The 14729-nt window shown below is 61.4% G+C and carries 14 protein-coding genes; 11 read left to right on the top strand and 3 right to left on the bottom strand.

The window, feature by feature from the left end:
- The first annotated feature begins 46 nt into the window (after positions 1-46).
- From PG896_RS02025 to PG896_RS02070, 10 genes are all read left to right on the top strand, one after another.
- A complete protein-coding gene (locus tag PG896_RS02025) occupies positions 47-700 on the top strand; it encodes a riboflavin synthase (RefSeq protein ID WP_039040359.1) in 654 nt (217 codons plus the stop codon).
- Between the two features lie 137 nt (positions 701-837).
- Positions 838-1947, top strand: coding sequence for a bifunctional 3,4-dihydroxy-2-butanone-4-phosphate synthase/GTP cyclohydrolase II (gene ribBA, locus PG896_RS02030; RefSeq protein WP_039040299.1), 1110 nt, complete (start codon positions 838-840; stop codon positions 1945-1947).
- A 133-nt stretch (positions 1948-2080) separates the two neighbouring features.
- Positions 2081-2551, top strand: a complete 471-nt coding sequence (ribH, locus tag PG896_RS02035) for a 6,7-dimethyl-8-ribityllumazine synthase (RefSeq protein ID WP_010675391.1) — start codon at positions 2081-2083, stop codon at positions 2549-2551.
- A gap of 14 nt (positions 2552-2565) precedes the next feature.
- Positions 2566-2979, top strand: coding sequence for a transcription antitermination factor NusB (gene nusB, locus PG896_RS02040; RefSeq protein ID WP_010675390.1), 414 nt, complete (start codon positions 2566-2568; stop codon positions 2977-2979).
- 57 nt (positions 2980-3036) lie between these two features.
- A complete protein-coding gene (gene thiL, locus PG896_RS02045) occupies positions 3037-3996 on the top strand; it encodes a thiamine-phosphate kinase (protein WP_043153245.1) in 960 nt (319 codons plus the stop codon).
- Positions 3993-4481 carry a phosphatidylglycerophosphatase A family protein gene (locus tag PG896_RS02050; RefSeq protein ID WP_171864898.1) on the top strand — a complete coding sequence of 163 codons (489 nt, stop codon included), beginning with the start codon at positions 3993-3995 and terminating at the stop codon, positions 4479-4481. The genes thiL and PG896_RS02050 overlap by 4 nt, the downstream gene beginning before the upstream one ends.
- Positions 4482-5128: 647 nt before the next feature.
- Positions 5129-6853: a dipeptide ABC transporter ATP-binding protein gene (locus tag PG896_RS02055; protein WP_010675387.1), complete on the top strand. Its 1725-nt coding sequence runs from the start codon at positions 5129-5131 to the stop codon at positions 6851-6853.
- Positions 6854-6911: 58 nt separating this feature from the next.
- Positions 6912-8468 (top strand): ABC transporter substrate-binding protein, encoded by a 1557-nt coding sequence (locus PG896_RS02060; protein WP_161469848.1) that lies wholly within the window; start codon positions 6912-6914, stop codon positions 8466-8468.
- A gap of 96 nt (positions 8469-8564) precedes the next feature.
- Positions 8565-9539 carry an ABC transporter permease gene (locus PG896_RS02065; protein ID WP_039040297.1) on the top strand — a complete coding sequence of 325 codons (975 nt, stop codon included), beginning with the start codon at positions 8565-8567 and terminating at the stop codon, positions 9537-9539.
- Positions 9540-9542: 3 nt separating this feature from the next.
- Complete coding sequence (locus tag PG896_RS02070) at positions 9543-10484, top strand: ABC transporter permease (protein WP_029314771.1); 942 nt, start codon at positions 9543-9545, stop codon at positions 10482-10484.
- A gap of 221 nt (positions 10485-10705) precedes the next feature.
- Here the strand turns inward: PG896_RS02070 and dxs are convergent, their stop codons facing one another.
- From dxs to xseB, 3 genes are read right to left on the bottom strand one after another with little or no spacing between them, the layout of a single operon-like run.
- Complete coding sequence (dxs, locus tag PG896_RS02075) at positions 10706-12571, bottom strand: 1-deoxy-D-xylulose-5-phosphate synthase (RefSeq protein WP_270835336.1); 1866 nt, start codon at positions 12569-12571, stop codon at positions 10706-10708.
- 21 nt (positions 12572-12592) lie between these two features.
- The gene (gene ispA, locus PG896_RS02080; RefSeq protein ID WP_041215676.1) at positions 12593-13483 is read right to left on the bottom strand and encodes a (2E,6E)-farnesyl diphosphate synthase; all 891 of its coding nucleotides are present in this window, start codon (positions 13481-13483) and stop codon (positions 12593-12595) included.
- Positions 13484-13735 carry an exodeoxyribonuclease VII small subunit gene (gene xseB, locus PG896_RS02085; protein ID WP_010675381.1) on the bottom strand — a complete coding sequence of 84 codons (252 nt, stop codon included), beginning with the start codon at positions 13733-13735 and terminating at the stop codon, positions 13484-13486. It lies immediately after the preceding gene.
- A gap of 234 nt (positions 13736-13969) precedes the next feature.
- Between xseB and pomA the strand changes: the two genes are divergently transcribed.
- Positions 13970-14728 (top strand): flagellar motor protein PomA, encoded by a 759-nt coding sequence (pomA, locus tag PG896_RS02090; RefSeq protein WP_029314770.1) that lies wholly within the window; start codon positions 13970-13972, stop codon positions 14726-14728.
- The last annotated feature ends 1 nt before the right edge of the window (position 14729 follow it).

Raw genomic sequence — 14729 nt, forward strand, 5'->3', positions numbered from 1 at the left:
GTTCACGGGGGCATCCATCGCCCCCGTCATCAGCAAGGTGATCTGCATGTTTACCGGAATTATCGAAGCGGTGGGAACCCTGGCCGAGCTGCGTCGCCAGGGGGAGGACATGGCCCTCACCGTGCACGCGCCGACCCTGGACTTCAGTGACGTCAAGCTGGGCGACTCCATCGCCACCAACGGCGTCTGTCTCACCGTGGTGGCGCTTGGGGATCACAGCTATACCGCCGACGTCTCCCTGGAAACCCTCTCCCGCACCGGTTTTTCTGCCGCCAAGGTGGGGGATCCGGTCAACCTCGAGAAGGCGTTGATGCCCACTTCCCGCCTCGGCGGCCACCTGGTCTCTGGCCACGTGGACGGCATCGGCGAGGTGAAGAGCAAATCGTCCAGCGGCCGCGCCATCGAATACTGGATCAAGGCGCCGGGGGAGCTCTCGCGCTACATCGCCGAGAAGGGCTCCATTGCAGTGGATGGAATCAGCCTCACCGTCAATGCGGTTCAGGGGGATCTGTTCCGGCTGACCATCGTGCCCCACACCGCCCAGGAGACCACCATCGCCCGCTGGAAACCCGGCTACCGGGTCAACCTCGAGGTGGACCAGATAGCCCGCTATCTGGAGCGGCTGATGACGGGCAAGCGCGAGGAGAGCAGTGCCTCTACCCTGACCCTGGAGAAGCTGGCCCAGTCCGGATTCTTGTGAGCCGTTTTGACGGGAAAACGCGGTTCTGTGATCCCGCGCGGATTGAAACGGGGCCGCGTGCCCCCATCTAGAGCACAATACGCAGTATCAAGTCGAGCCGACTGGCTCAATCCCCAAGCATGTTGATGGAGTAGCCCATGGCGCTGAGCACGACCCAGGAAATCATTGCCGATATCAAGGCTGGCAAGATGGTGATCCTGATGGATGACGAAGACAGGGAGAACGAAGGGGACCTGATCATGGCCGCCTCCTGTGTCCGCCCGGAAGACATCAACTTCATGGCGCGCTACGGTCGTGGCCTCATCTGCCTGACCCTGACCCGGGATCGCTGCAAGCAGCTGGCGCTGCCGCTGATGGTCGATCGCAACAATGCCCAGTTCTCCACCGCCTTCACCGTCTCCATCGAGGCGGCGGAAGGGGTGACCACCGGCATCTCCGCCGCCGACCGCGCCGTCACCGTGCAGGCTGCGGTGGCGCCCCATGCCAAGGCCGCCGATCTGGTGCAGCCCGGCCACATCTTCCCGCTGATGGCGCAGGATGGCGGTGTGCTGACCCGCGCCGGCCACACCGAAGCGGGCTGCGATCTGGCCCGGCTGGCCGGCTTCGAGCCTGCCTCCGTCATCGTCGAGATCCTCAACGAAGACGGCACCATGGCCCGGCGCCCGGATCTCGAGATCTTCGCCGAGCAGCACGGCATCAAGCTCGGCACCATTGCCGACCTTATCGAATACCGCAACCAGCACGAGACCACGGTAGAGAAAGTGGCCGAGTGCAAGTTGCCCACCGAATACGGCGAGTTCGACCTCGTCACCTTCCGAGACACCATCGACAACCAGGTGCACTTCGCCCTGAAGAAAGGGGACGTGAAGGCCGACCAGCCGACCCTGGTACGGGTGCACCTGCACGACGTGCTGAGCGATCTGCTGCTCACCGACCGCCACAGCGCCCGCAGCTGGCCGCTGCCCAAATCCATGGCCCGCATCGCCGACGAGGGCGGGGTGCTGGTGATCCTGGGGGCGGAAGCCCATGGCGCCGAGCTGCTGGCCAGGGTCAAGGGTTTTGAAGCCGCCGACAAGGGGCTGGCGCCGGAAGGGGCCAAGTGGCAGGGCACCTCGCGCCGGGTCGGCGTCGGTTCCCAGATCCTCAAGGCGCTGGGGGTCGGCAAGATGCGCCTATTGAGCTCTCCCAAGAAGTACCATGCCCTCGGTGGCTTTGGTCTGGAAGTGGTGGAGTACGTCGGCGAGTAAGCGCTGCGTACGGTTGAATTCATCACCATGGCCGCCCGTTGCGGCCATGGTTTTTTGTCGCGGCTCTGTTGTGCTAGAATGCGTGCACTTTTGAGCCCGGCCCCTAATTGATTGCACAGAGACAGGATTTCCAATGAAGATTATCGAAGGAAATATCGCCGCTCCCGAGGCGCGTGTTGCTATTGTCGTTGCCCGTTTCAACAGCTTCATCAATGACAGCCTGGTGAACGGCGCGCTGGACGTGCTGAAGCGTCAAGGTCAGGTCCAGGAGAGCAATCTGACCCTGGTGCGCGTACCGGGGGCCGTCGAAATTCCCCTGGCGGCCAAGAAGCTGGCCAAGAGCGGTCAATACGACGCCATCGTCGCACTCGGCACCGTCATCCGCGGCGGTACCTACCACTTCGAACTGGTAGCGAGCGAGAACGGCAAGGGTCTGGCCCAGGTGATGATGGAATACGACATTCCCGTTGCCTTCGGCGTGCTGACCACCGAAAACATTGAACAAGCCATCGAACGCGCCGGTACCAAGGCGGGTAACAAGGGTGCAGAGGCTGCACTGAGCGCGCTCGAAATGATCAACGTCCTGAAACAACTGGACGTGTAACGAGGAGAAATGCATTGAAACCGTCCGAGCGCCGTAAGGCCCGCCATTGCGCCACCCAGGCCATCTACCAGTGGCAGATGACCCAGGCCAACGTGGGCGACATCGAAGAGCAGTTCAAGATCGATCAGGACACCAAGGGTGTGGACCTGAACTATTTCCGCGATCTGCTGTTCGGGGTAGCGGTCCACTGCAACGAGCTGGACAAGGTGTTCGCGCCTTTCCTCTCCCGTCCGCTGGAAGAAGTGGACATGGTGGACAAGGCGATCCTGCGTCTGGCGACCTACGAGCTGACCCGTCGTGAAGATGTGCCGCCGCGCGTGGTGATCAACGAAGCGATCGAGCTGGCCAAAGCCTTCGCCGCCGATGACAGCCACAAGTTTGTCAACGGCGTCCTGGACAAGGTGATCAAGACGCTGCCCAAGCGCTGATCCTGCTGTCCGTCAGCAATTAAGAGAGGAGCCAGCTTATTGCTGGCTTTTTACTGTATGGGTGAATTTGAGCTGATTGAGAAGTACTTCAAGGTCCCCCACGCCCGCAAGGACGTGGTGATGGGCCCTGGAGATGACTGTGCCCTGCTGACCCTGCCCCCCGACGCCCAGTTGGCGGTGAGCACGGACACCCTGGTGAGCGGCGTGCACTTCTTCCCCGACATGGATCCGGTGGATCTCGGCTACAAGGCGTTGGCGGTCAATCTCTCCGATCTGGCCGCCATGGGTGCCGAGCCGCGCTGGGTCTCCCTGGCCCTGACCCTGCCCGCCATCAACGAGCGCTGGGTCGCCGGTTTCGCCGAAGGGTTCCTCGAGCTCGCCGAGTACTACAACGTGGCGCTGGTGGGGGGAGACATGACCCGCGGGCCCCTCTCCATCACCGTCTCGGTGAAAGGATCGGTCCCGGCAGGTCGCGCCCTGCTGCGCAGCGGCGCCAAGGCCGGTGACGGGGTCTACGTGACCGGTACCCTGGGAGATGCCGCCCTGGCGCTCTCCCACCTGCTGGGCAAGCGCACCCTCAACGAGAACCAGCTGGCGGCCGTGCTGCCGCGCCTCGACCATCCCCATCCCCGCATCCTGGCCGGTCAGGCCCTGCGCGGGCTGGCCAGCAGCGCCCTGGATCTCTCCGACGGCCTGGCGTCTGATCTCGGCCACATCCTCAAGGCGTCCGGCGTGCGGGCCCAGATCGATCTCAATCTGCTGCCCCTCTCCCCCGTGTTGCAGGATGCGGTGCCGGCCATGGATGCCTGGCAGCTGGCCCTGGCCGGGGGCGACGACTACGAGCTCTGCTTCACCGTGCCCCAGGAGCACCACGGCGCCCTGGACACGGCGTTGGCCAATTGTGGCGTGAAGTTCACCCGCATCGGTCGCATCCTGGCCGGGGAGCCTGGCATCGACTACCTGCAGGACGAACAACCCGTCGAACTGCACCTCAAGGGCTGGGATCACTTCGCATGATATCTTTCAAGATAAAGCCCGAACTGACGCGGCTGAACCTTAAAAACCCGCTCCACTTCCTGGCGGTGGGCTTTGGCTCCGGCCTCTCCCCCAAGGCGCCGGGCACCATGGGGACCCTGGCAGCCATCCCGCTCTATCTGTTGGTGAGCGGGCTGCCGACCTCCTGGTTCATCGCCCTGCTGGTGGTGGGTTTCGTGGCGGGCATCCGCATCTGCCAGAGCGCCACCGACGCCATCGGGATGCCGGATCACGGGGCCATCGTCTGGGACGAGGTCATCGGATTCGGGGTCACCATGATTGCGGCCCCGGCCGGCTGGGAGTGGGTGCTGGCGGGCTTCGTGCTGTTCCGGGTGTTCGACATCCTTAAGCCCTGGCCCATCTCCTGGTTCGATCGCCGCATTCACGGCGGGCTTGGCATCATGCTGGACGATCTCATCGCCGGCCTGTTCGCCCTGGCCTGCATGCAACTGCTTGCCCACTGGTGAGGGGAGGCGGCTCCCGAACGCCCGTCTCGCTGTTTTTTCACTGCTCTCCTCTTGCAAAGAGGCCGGATATACCGCACACGCAGGCCCTGAGGGGCCTGCGTTTTTTTGTATGCAATCCCTCCCGGCTTGCCGTGCCGGCGGGCCTGTGGCCCAGGTTGATCCTTCTGCATTGTCCCTATTTAGCTCTGCCTATTTTTCCTTACTCCAGATATGCTGCCGTCAAAAAATCATTTCACATAAATATTCACTACTCATTCGAAGCTGGTCAGCATAATGCTGATAGTGAATAAGATGGTTTGTTGCTATTTTGTTGAAACATAATTGGTTGATGGTCTCGCATTGCCAGCGTAATCTCTGGTAATGTGACTTTTATCGACATTTTAACCCCAGGGTGTCGGCATTCTCTGGGCAAAGTATTGCGAAATTGTATAACTGGATCATTTACACCCGCGGGCAAACCGACTAACTTACTCGCGGGTTATTCCAAAAAAATGCAAAAAACCCGCCCGGATCGCTGGTTTGGCTGCCTCATGGATTGAGCGTTAATTACACAACAACGGCTCTCGAGCAGTACCAAGGCACAACCAGCATCTGCGGCTGATTTACGGACGAATTATTTGGGACGGATGTCCCCCGCAGAGGTAACCATGTCCTTGCTTGAAGTCAAAAACTTGCGGATCGAGTACCCCTCCCGCTACGGGGTGCTTGCCGCGGTCAAGGATCTCTCTTTTTCTGTTGAAAAGGGCGAGATCGTCGGCGTCGTCGGTGAGTCCGGCGCTGGCAAATCCACCATCGGCAACGCCGTCATCGATCTGTTGAGCCCGCCCGGTCGCATCGCCCGTGGCGATATCTACCTGAACGGCGAGCTCATCTCCGGCAAGAGCCAGAACGAGATGCGGGCCATTCGCGGCTCGCGCATCGGTTTCATCTTCCAGGATCCCATGACCTCCCTCAATCCGCTGTTCACCGTGGAGCAGCAGCTGGTGGAGACCATCCTCGCCAACACCGACCTGTCCCGCGAGGCGGCCTTTGCCAAGGCCCTCGAGCTGATGGGGGCGGTGGGGATCCCGAACCCGGACGTGCGCATCAAGCAGTATCCTCACCAGTTCTCCGGTGGCATGCGCCAGCGGGTGGTGATCGCCATCGCCCTCTCCGGGGATCCCGAGCTCATCATCGCCGATGAGCCGACCACGGCGCTGGACGTCTCCATCCAGGATCAGATCCTCCAGCTCATCCGCAACCTGTGCAAAGAGCGCCAGGTAGGCTGCATGCTGGTGACCCATGACATGGGGGTGGTCTCCAACGTCACCGACAAGGTGGCGGTGATGTACCGCGGCGATCTGGTGGAGTTCGGCACCACGGAACAGGTGCTGGGCCGCCCCAATCACCCCTATACCCGCAGCCTCATCTCGGCGGTGCCCCGCTCGGATGTGAAGCTGGTGCGCTTCCCCCTGGTCTCCTATATCGAGGATGCCGGTGCGGCGGATACCAGCATCGATCTCAAAACCCACTGGCTCGGCCAGAGTCAGGACGAGCGCACCTATGAAGGCGCGCTGTTGCGGGTGGAGAACGTGGATCTGAAGTTCGTCACCAAGGATTCCATCTTCCCGAGCCGCCGCCAGTACGTGCGCGCCTGCAACAACATCAGCTTCGAGATCTTCGAGGGTGAGACTTTCGGTCTGGTGGGGGAGTCGGGCTCCGGTAAATCCACCATCGCCCGTGCCATCACCGGGCTCTATCCGCCCGACACCGGCAAGATTGTCTTCGAGGGGATCGATCTCACCGCCCTGAAAGGGGAGCACGAGCGTCGCCCCCTGCGCCGCCAGATGCAGATGGTGTTCCAGAACCCGTACTCTTCGATGAACCCGCGCATGAAGGTGCGTGACATCATCGCCGAGCCGATCCGCTTCCACCGCCTCGCCGAGAGCGAGCGGCAGATAGAGCAGATCGTCGGGGACCTGCTGGATCATGTGGGCCTGGGCCGCGGCGCCGGGGTCAAGTATCCCCACGAATTCTCCGGTGGTCAGCGCCAGCGCATCTCCATTGCCCGCGCCCTGGCGACCCGCCCGCGCTTCCTCATCTGCGACGAGCCCACCTCGGCGCTGGATGTCTCGGTGCAGGCCCAGATCCTCAACCTGCTCAAAGACTTGCAACAGGAGCTTGGGCTCACCATGCTGTTCATCAGTCACGATCTGCCGGTCATCCGCCAGATGTGCGACCGCATCGGTGTGATGCAGCACGGTCATCTGGTGGAAGTGGCCGAGACCGAGAAACTGTTCACCAATGCCGAGCATGAGTACAGCCGCAAGCTGATCTCCCTTATGCCGGAATTCAAGGGAATGTCCCGCGAGGGGCTGGAAATCGCAAGCTAGGAAAGCACCGGTTCGCCGGTTTGTCTGTCAATAAAAAGCCAAAAGCATGGAGAAAGACATGAAGAAAGGATTATCCAAGATCGCCATGGCGCTGTTCGCCGCTGGTCTCGCGTTCAACGTTTCTGCTGCCGACATCAAGGTCGCCGTCGCGTCCGACGCCACCTCTCTGGACCCGCAGGAGCAGCTCTCCGGTCAGACCCTGGAGATGTCTCACCTGGTGTTCGACCCCCTGATGCGTTACACCCAGGATCTGCAGTTCGAGCCGCGTCTGGCCGAGAAGTATGAGCGCATCGACGACAAGACCGTCCGTTTCCACCTGCGCAAGGGTGTGAAGTTCCACTCCGGCAACGACTTCACCGCCGATGACGTGGTATGGACCGTCAACCGTCTGAAGGCCTCCCCGGACTTCAAGGCGATCTTCGACCCCATCGCCGAAGCCAAGAAGGTGGATGATTTCACCGTGGATCTCGTCACCGCCAAGCCGTTCCCGCTGGTGCTGCAGACCGTCACCTACATCTTCCCGATGGACTCCAAGTTCTATAGCGGCAAGACCGAGGCGGGCAAGGACAAGGCCGAGATCGTGAAGAACGGTGACTCCTTCGCCTCCACCAATGTCTCCGGTACCGGTCCGTTCAGCGTCAAGTTCCGCGAGCAGGGCGTGAAGCTGGAATACGTGCGCAACGCCAACTACTGGGACAAGGCCTCCAAGGGCAACGTCGACAACCTGACCGTGGTACCGATCAAGGAAGACGCCACCCGTGTTGCAGCCCTGCTGGGCGGCGACGTGGACATGATCTACCCGGTTGCCCCGAACGATCTGGAGCGCGTGAAGAACGGCAAGGATTCCCAGCTGGTCACCCTGTCCGGTACCCGTGCCATCATCATCGAGCTGAACCAGAACACCAACCCGGCGCTGAAAGACAAGCGCGTGCGTCAGGCGATCAACTACGCCATCAACCAGGTGGGCATCGTCGACAAGATCAACAAGGGCTTCGGTACCCCGGCCGGCCAGCTGAGCCCGAAAGGCTACGCAGGCTACAACGAGGCGCTCAAGCCCCAGTATGATCTGGCCAAGGCCAAGGAGCTGATGAAGGAAGCCGGTTACGAGAAGGGCTTCAAGATGAGCTTCATCTCCCCGGCTGCCCGCTACGTCAACGACGTCAAGATTGCCCAGGCCGTCTCCGCCATGCTGTCCAAGATCAACATCAAGGTGGATCTGAAGACCATGCCGGTGGCCCAGTACTGGCCGGAGTTTGACAAGTGCGCCGCTGACATGCAGCTGATCGGCTGGCACTCCGACACCGAAGACAGTGCGAACTTCTTCGAGTTCCTGACCTTCACCAAGGATGCCAAGACCGGCATGGGTCAGTACAACTGCGGCGGTTATGCCAACGCGGAAGCTGACAAGATGGTGATGGAAGCCAACACCGAGACCGATCCTGCCAAGCGTGCCGCCATCCTGCAGAAGGTGGAAGCCATGCTGATCGACGACGCTGCCTATGTGCCGCTGCACTGGGAAGACCTGGCCTACGGTGCCAAGAAGAACGTCGACATCAAGCCGGTGGTCAACGTGATGAACTTCCCTTATCTGGGTGACCTGGTGGTCAACAAGTAAGCGAAGCGTTTAAGGAAGGACCCGGCGGGGCACCCATGGTTGCCCCGCCATTAACAGAAGCCTGTGCCAAGACACAGGCCACGTAGAAGGACAAGCATGTTTACATTCCTGCTGAAACGGTTCTATCAGGCCGTGATAGTGATGTTCGTCATCAGCCTGGTCGCCTTCTCCATCCAGGACAACCTGGGGGATCCGCTGCGCGAGCTGGTGGGACAATCCGTCTCCGAGTCCGTGCGCCAGGAGCTGCGCGACAAGATGGGACTCAATGATCCCTTCCTCGTGAAATACAGCCGCTTCTTGAAGAACGCGGTACACGGGGATCTGGGCACTTCCTATTTCTTCAAGCGACCAGCCCTCGAGGTTATCCTCGACAAGCTGGTGGCTACCCTTGAGCTGGTGTTTGCCGCCGCGCTCATCATCGTCGTGGTCTCCATTCCGCTGGGGGTTTATTCGGCGATAAGACCGCGCAGCATCCTCACCAAGGTCATCATGGCGGTGAGCAGCATCGGCATCTCGATCCCGGTCTTCCTGACCGCCATCATGCTGATGTACCTCTTCTCCATCCAGCTGGGCTGGCTGCCGGCCTATGGCCGTGGCGAGACCTACAACCTGCTGGGCTGGGAGTCGGGCTTCTTTACCTGGGACGGTATCCTGCACCTGGTGCTGCCTGCGGTCTCCCTCTCCTCCATCATGCTGCCGCTGTTCATCCGGCTGGTGCGCTCGGAGATGCTGGAGCAGCTCTCCTCCGAGTACGTCAAGTTTGCCCGTGCCAAGGGGCTGGACAACAACAAGGTCTACTACCAGCACGCCCTGAAGAACACCATGCTGCCGGTCATCACGGTGGGCGGTGTGCAGATCGGGACCATGGTGGCCTACACCATCCTGACCGAGAGCGTGTTCCAGTGGCCGGGGACCGGCTTCCTCTTCCTTGAGGCGATCCACCGGGTCGATACGCCGCTGATCACCGCCTACGTCATCTTCGTCGGCCTCATTTTCGTGGTGACCAATACCCTGGTCGACCTGCTCTACGGGTTGATCAACCCGACCGTCAACCTGACCGCCAAGGGGTAACAGATGACTAATGCTGTAACTGCAAGCCCAAGCCGTTGGGCACGCTTCAAAAATTCCGACATCGTCTACTACTTCCTGCGGGACAAGGTAGCCATGTTCAGCTTTGCGGTGTTTGTGGTCTTCGTGCTGGCGGCCCTGCTGGCACCCTGGATCGCACCGCACAACGTCTATGACCAGACCAGCTTCGATCTGATGGATGCGGAGCTGCCCCCCTCCTGGCTGGAAGGGGGCGAGGCCCGCTTCTGGCTCGGGACCGACAACCAGGGGCGCGACATCTGGAGCACCATCCTCTATGGTGCCCGCATCTCGCTGACCATTGGTCTGTTCGCGGTGGGGCTGCAGCTGGTGCTCGGTATCGTCATCGGTCTGATGGCCGGTTACTTTGGTGGTCGCATCGACAACCTGTTGATGCGCTTTGCCGACGTGCAGCTGTCGTTCTCCACCATGATGGTGGCGATCATCATCTCCGCCATCTTCCAGGCGACCTTTGGCTCCGAGTTCTACTCGAAGTTCGCCATCCTGATGCTGGTGGTGATCATCGGTATCGCCGAGTGGCCCCAGTATGCCCGGACGGTGCGCGCCTCCGTGCTGGCGGAGAAGAAGAAGGAGTATGTGGAAGCGGCTCAGGTGATGGGGTTCCGCGCCCCGCGCATCATGTTCCGCCACATTCTGCCGAACTGCCTGTCGCCCATCCTGGTCATCTCTACCGTGCAGGTGGCGAACGCCATCATGAGCGAGGCTGCCCTCTCCTTCCTGGGTCTGGGGATGCCGGTTGATCAACCGTCCCTGGGGTCGCTCATCAGCGTGGGCTTCAACTACATCTTCTCCGGGTCCTGGTGGATCACCGCCTTCCCGGGCCTCTGCCTGGTGGTGCTGGTGCTGGTGATCAACCTGCTGGGTGACTGGCTGCGGGATGTGTTCAACCCGAAGATCTACAAGGGCTGATAAACCTTTCCACGAACTGGCTGCGAGGCCGTGATCAAGGTTCAAGTGCTGCCCGCTTATGTGGAACCAAGGAGTGTTCAGGTATGTCTCGGTTCCTGAGCGGCTTGTAACCTTGTTGACGGCCTTCTCGCGACAGTATGTGAACAGGGTTGGTCTGGCACAGTGAATAACAAAAAAGGGCGCCATAAGGCGCCCTTTTTTATTGCTTGCGATAACCCTTGTCAGGCCTGCAGCCAGCTCTCGATGCGGGTCTGAATGCCCACGCTGTCCAGCCCCAGCAGGGCGTAGATCTCATTCTGGGTGCCCTGCTCGATGAAGCGGTCCGGCAGGCCGAGGTTGAGCACCGGTTTGCACTGCTTGCAGCCCATCAGCAGCTCGTTCACCGCAGAGCCTGCACCGCCCATGACGGCGTTGTCCTCGAGGGTGACGAACTGATCGTGGGAGGCGGCCAGAGAGAGCACCAGCGCCTCGTCCATGGGTTTGACGAAGCGCATGTCCACCAGGGTGGCATCCAGCGCCTCGGCGGCTGCTCTGGCCTGTTGCAGCAGGGTGCCGAACGCCAGGATGGCGGTCCCCTTGCCCTCGCGAACGACGCGTCCCTTGCCGAGGGGCAGGGCCTGCATCTCGCTCTCGGCCTGGATACCGGTGCCGCTGCCACGGGGGTAGCGCACCGCCACTGGCCCGTTGCACAGATAGCCGGTGTAGAGCATCTGGCGGCACTCGTTCTCGTCGGACGGGGTCATCACCACCATGTTGGGCACGGTGCGCAGGAAGCTGATGTCGAACGCCCCCTGATGGGTCGGGCCGTCGGCCCCCACCAGACCGGCCCGGTCGATGGCGAAGAGCACCGGCAGGTTCTGCAGCGCCACGTCGTGGATCAGCTGGTCATAGGCCCGTTGCAGGAAGCTCGAATAGATGGCGACCACGGGTTTCTGGTCGGCGATGGCGAGACCGGCGGCGAAGGTGACCGCATGTTGCTCGGCGATGGCCACGTCGAAGTAGCGATCCGGATATTGCTGGCTGAATTTCACCAGACCGGAGCCTTCGCGCATGGCGGGAGTGATGCCGACCACGCGCTCGTCCTTGGCGGCGATATCGCACAGCCACTGACCGAAGATGGCGGAGAAGGTGGGTTTGCCACCGGCACTCTTGGGCAGGGCACAGTCATCCGGGTTGAATTTGGGGACGGCGTGATAGCCGATGGGATCTTTTTCCGCCGGCTCGTAGCCCTTGCCCTTCTTGGTCTTGACGTGCAGCAGCTGGGGACCCTTGAGATTGCGCATGTTGCGCAGGGTTTCGACCAGGGCATGGATGTCGTGACCGTCGATGGGGCCGATGTAGTTGAAGCCGAACTCCTCGAACAAGGTACCCGGTACCACCATGCCCTTGAGGTGCTCCTCGGCCCGCTTGGCGAGCTCCTTGACCGGCGGCAGCCCCGCCAGCACCTTCTTGCCCCCCTCGCGAATGGTGGTGTAGAGCTTGCCGGACATCAGCCTGGCGAGGTGATTGTTCAGGGCCCCCACGTTCTCGGAGATGGACATCTCGTTGTCGTTGAGCACCACCAGCATGTCCTTGTGGACGTCGCCGGCGTGATTGAGGGCCTCGAAGGCCATGCCGGCGGTGATGGCGCCATCACCGATGACCGCGACCACCTTGCGGCCAAGCCCTTCGCTCTCGGCCGCCACCGCCATGCCGAGTGCCGCCCCGATGGAGGTACTGGAGTGGCCCACGCTGAGCACGTCGTACTCGCTCTCTTCCCGCCAGGGGAAGGGGTGCAGGCCATCTTTCTGGCGAATGGTGTGAATGCGCTCCCGTCGTCCGGTCAGGATCTTGTGGGGATAGGCCTGGTGGCCTACGTCCCACACCAGCCGATCGAAGGGGGTGTTGTAGACATAGTGCAGGGCGACCGTCAGCTCGACGGTGCCAAGGCCGGAGGCGAAGTGGCCGCTGGAGCGGCTCACCGAGCGCAGCAGATACTCGCGCAGCTCGTTGCACACCACGGGCAGCCGCTCGAAGGGGAGGGATCGCAAATCGACCGGCGTGTCCGCGAGGGCCAGGTTGGGGAAATCGCTAATATCAACGCTCATATTGTTACTGTTATCCAGCGTTTAGTGGGTTCGCTCGATGATGTAATCGGCAAACGCTTCCAGAATGTCGGTATTGTAGGGCAAGGATTGCAGGGCTGTTAAGGCCTTGTCATGCAGTTCGCGAGCCAGCTCACGGGCATTGTCGAGTCCGAGCAGGGCCGGATAGGTACTCTTTTCCAGCGCCAGATCCGAGCCTTGCGGCTTGCCCAGGGTGGCAGTATCGCCCGTGATGTCGAGGATGTCGTCCTGCACCTGGAAGGCGAGTCCGATGGCGGCGGCATAGGTTTGCAGGGCGGTGAGGGTGGCGGGTTCCACGTCAGCCTTGCACAGGGCGCCGAGGGTCACGGCGCACTCGATGAGGGCCCCTGTCTTGTGGCGGTGCACCTGCTCCAGCTCGGCGAGGCTGATCCGGCGCCCTTCGGCGTCCAGATCCAGTGCCTGACCGCCGCACATGCCTAGATAGCCGGACGCGCGGGCCAGGGCACTCAGCATCCGCACCCGGTTGGCCATCAATGTATCGGGCATGGGGTGGTCGGCCAGAATGGAAAACGCCAGGGTCTGCAGGGCATCGCCCGCCAGGATGGCTGTGCCTTCATCGAAGGCCTTGTGTACGGTGGGCTGACCACGACGCAGGTCGTCGTCATCCATGGCGGGCAGGTCGTCGTGCAGGAGGGAGTATGCGTGAATGCACTCCACGGCGGCGGCGGGGCCATCCAGCAGTTCGCTCTTGACGCCCAGCATCTCGCCGACGGCATAGACCAGGAAGGGGCGCACCCGTTTCCCACCGAGCAGCAGGCCGTATTTCATCGCGTCCCGCAGACGTGGCGCCATGGCGGGCAGGGCGTCAAGCTGTGCCGAGAGGCAGTCGTCGATGCGGCGCCGATGCAGGCGGGAGAAATCGTCCAGGGTCACTCACTCCTCTCCTTGTTCTGCTCGAAAGGGGACCGCTTGCTCGCTGCCATCGGCCTGGGTCAGGAGGATCTGGATCTTCTGCTCGGCCTGTTCCAGCTTCTGCTGGCCGGCGCGCACCAGATGGATGCCCTGTTCGAATTGTTTGAGTGCCTCCTCGAGGGGGAGCGAGCCCTGTTCGAGTTGATGCACTATGGTTTCCAGCTCTTCCAGGGTGGCATCAAAACTCAGACGGTCGATTTTTTTACTGGCCATGTCCATCCTCGGGGATTGAAAAAAACGGCTCATCTTAACATCGACCGGCCACAGGGGGGAGGCAGAAAAACGCGGCGTCCTCAAACTATCCTGACCATGGCCGATAAGAACGGGCATGCAACCACGCATTGCCGATCGGCGATTGCGGTGTACCGGGCTTGCTGCCGGGGGCGCAATAGCAGAAAATTCAACGCAATATAATTAGACGGCACGTTCGGCGACAGGAGTAGGGATGTGGATTTAGGGAGTCTGATAGGCTTAGTGCTGGGGTTCGGGGTCGTGGTGTACGGCATGTTGCTGGGCGGCCCCATGAGCATGTATGTGGACATGCCATCGGTCTACATCACCATACTGGGGTCCGTGTTCATCTGCATGATGAAGTTCAACCTCGGTCAGTTTCTGATGGCCTTCAAGGTCGCGGGCAAGGCCTTCATGTACAAGGGGGACAAGCTCGACGATCTCATCACCAAGGCGGTGGAACTGGCGGATGCGGCCCGCAAGGGGGGCTTTCTGGCTCTGGAGGCGGCGGAGATCCCCAATACCTTCATGAAGAAGGGCATCGACATGCTGGTGGACGGCCATGATGCCGACGTGGTGCGTGCGGTGATGGAGAAGGACATCGAACTGACGTCCGAGCGTCACGCCACGGCCATCAAGGTGTTCCGCTCCCTGGGGGATCTCGGTCCGGCCATGGGCATGATCGGTACCCTGGTGGGGTTGGTGGCCATGCTGGCCAACATGAGCGACCCCAAATCCATCGGTCCGGCCATGGCGGTGGCCTTGCTGACGACCCTGTATGGCGCAATCGAGGCCAACATGATTGCCATCCCCATCGCGGACAAGCTGGAACTGCGCAGTGGCGAGGAACAGTTGAGTCGCACCCTGATCCTCGACGCCATCATGGGGATCCAGGATGGACAGAACCCGAGGGTGATCCAGGCCATGTTGCAGAACTACCTGAATCAGTCCAAACGCAACAACGGGACCGAATAGG

Source organism: Aeromonas sp. QDB30, from assembly GCF_027707645.1.
In the GTDB taxonomy this organism is placed as follows: Bacteria; Pseudomonadota; Gammaproteobacteria; order Enterobacterales; family Aeromonadaceae; genus Aeromonas; species Aeromonas caviae.

Excerpts from the sequence above, each read along its gene's own strand:
- PG896_RS02050 (WP_171864898.1), top strand. The coding sequence starts at position 3,993 with ATGATATCTTTCAAGATAAAGCCCGAACTGACGCGGCTGAACCTTAAA.
- PG896_RS02070 (WP_029314771.1), top strand. The coding sequence starts at position 9,543 with ATGACTAATGCTGTAACTGCAAGCCCAAGCCGTTGGGCACGCTTCAAA.
- thiL (WP_043153245.1), top strand. The coding sequence starts at position 3,037 with ATGGGTGAATTTGAGCTGATTGAGAAGTACTTCAAGGTCCCCCACGCC.
- PG896_RS02065 (WP_039040297.1), top strand. The coding sequence starts at position 8,565 with ATGTTTACATTCCTGCTGAAACGGTTCTATCAGGCCGTGATAGTGATG.
- PG896_RS02060 (WP_161469848.1), top strand. The coding sequence starts at position 6,912 with ATGAAGAAAGGATTATCCAAGATCGCCATGGCGCTGTTCGCCGCTGGT.
- PG896_RS02025 (WP_039040359.1), top strand. The coding sequence starts at position 47 with ATGTTTACCGGAATTATCGAAGCGGTGGGAACCCTGGCCGAGCTGCGT.
- ribH (WP_010675391.1), top strand. The coding sequence starts at position 2,081 with ATGAAGATTATCGAAGGAAATATCGCCGCTCCCGAGGCGCGTGTTGCT.
- xseB (WP_010675381.1), bottom strand. The coding sequence starts at position 13,735 with ATGGCCAGTAAAAAAATCGACCGTCTGAGTTTTGATGCCACCCTGGAA.
- dxs (WP_270835336.1), bottom strand. The coding sequence starts at position 12,571 with ATGAGCGTTGATATTAGCGATTTCCCCAACCTGGCCCTCGCGGACACG.
- ribBA (WP_039040299.1), top strand. The coding sequence starts at position 838 with ATGGCGCTGAGCACGACCCAGGAAATCATTGCCGATATCAAGGCTGGC.
- PG896_RS02055 (WP_010675387.1), top strand. The coding sequence starts at position 5,129 with ATGTCCTTGCTTGAAGTCAAAAACTTGCGGATCGAGTACCCCTCCCGC.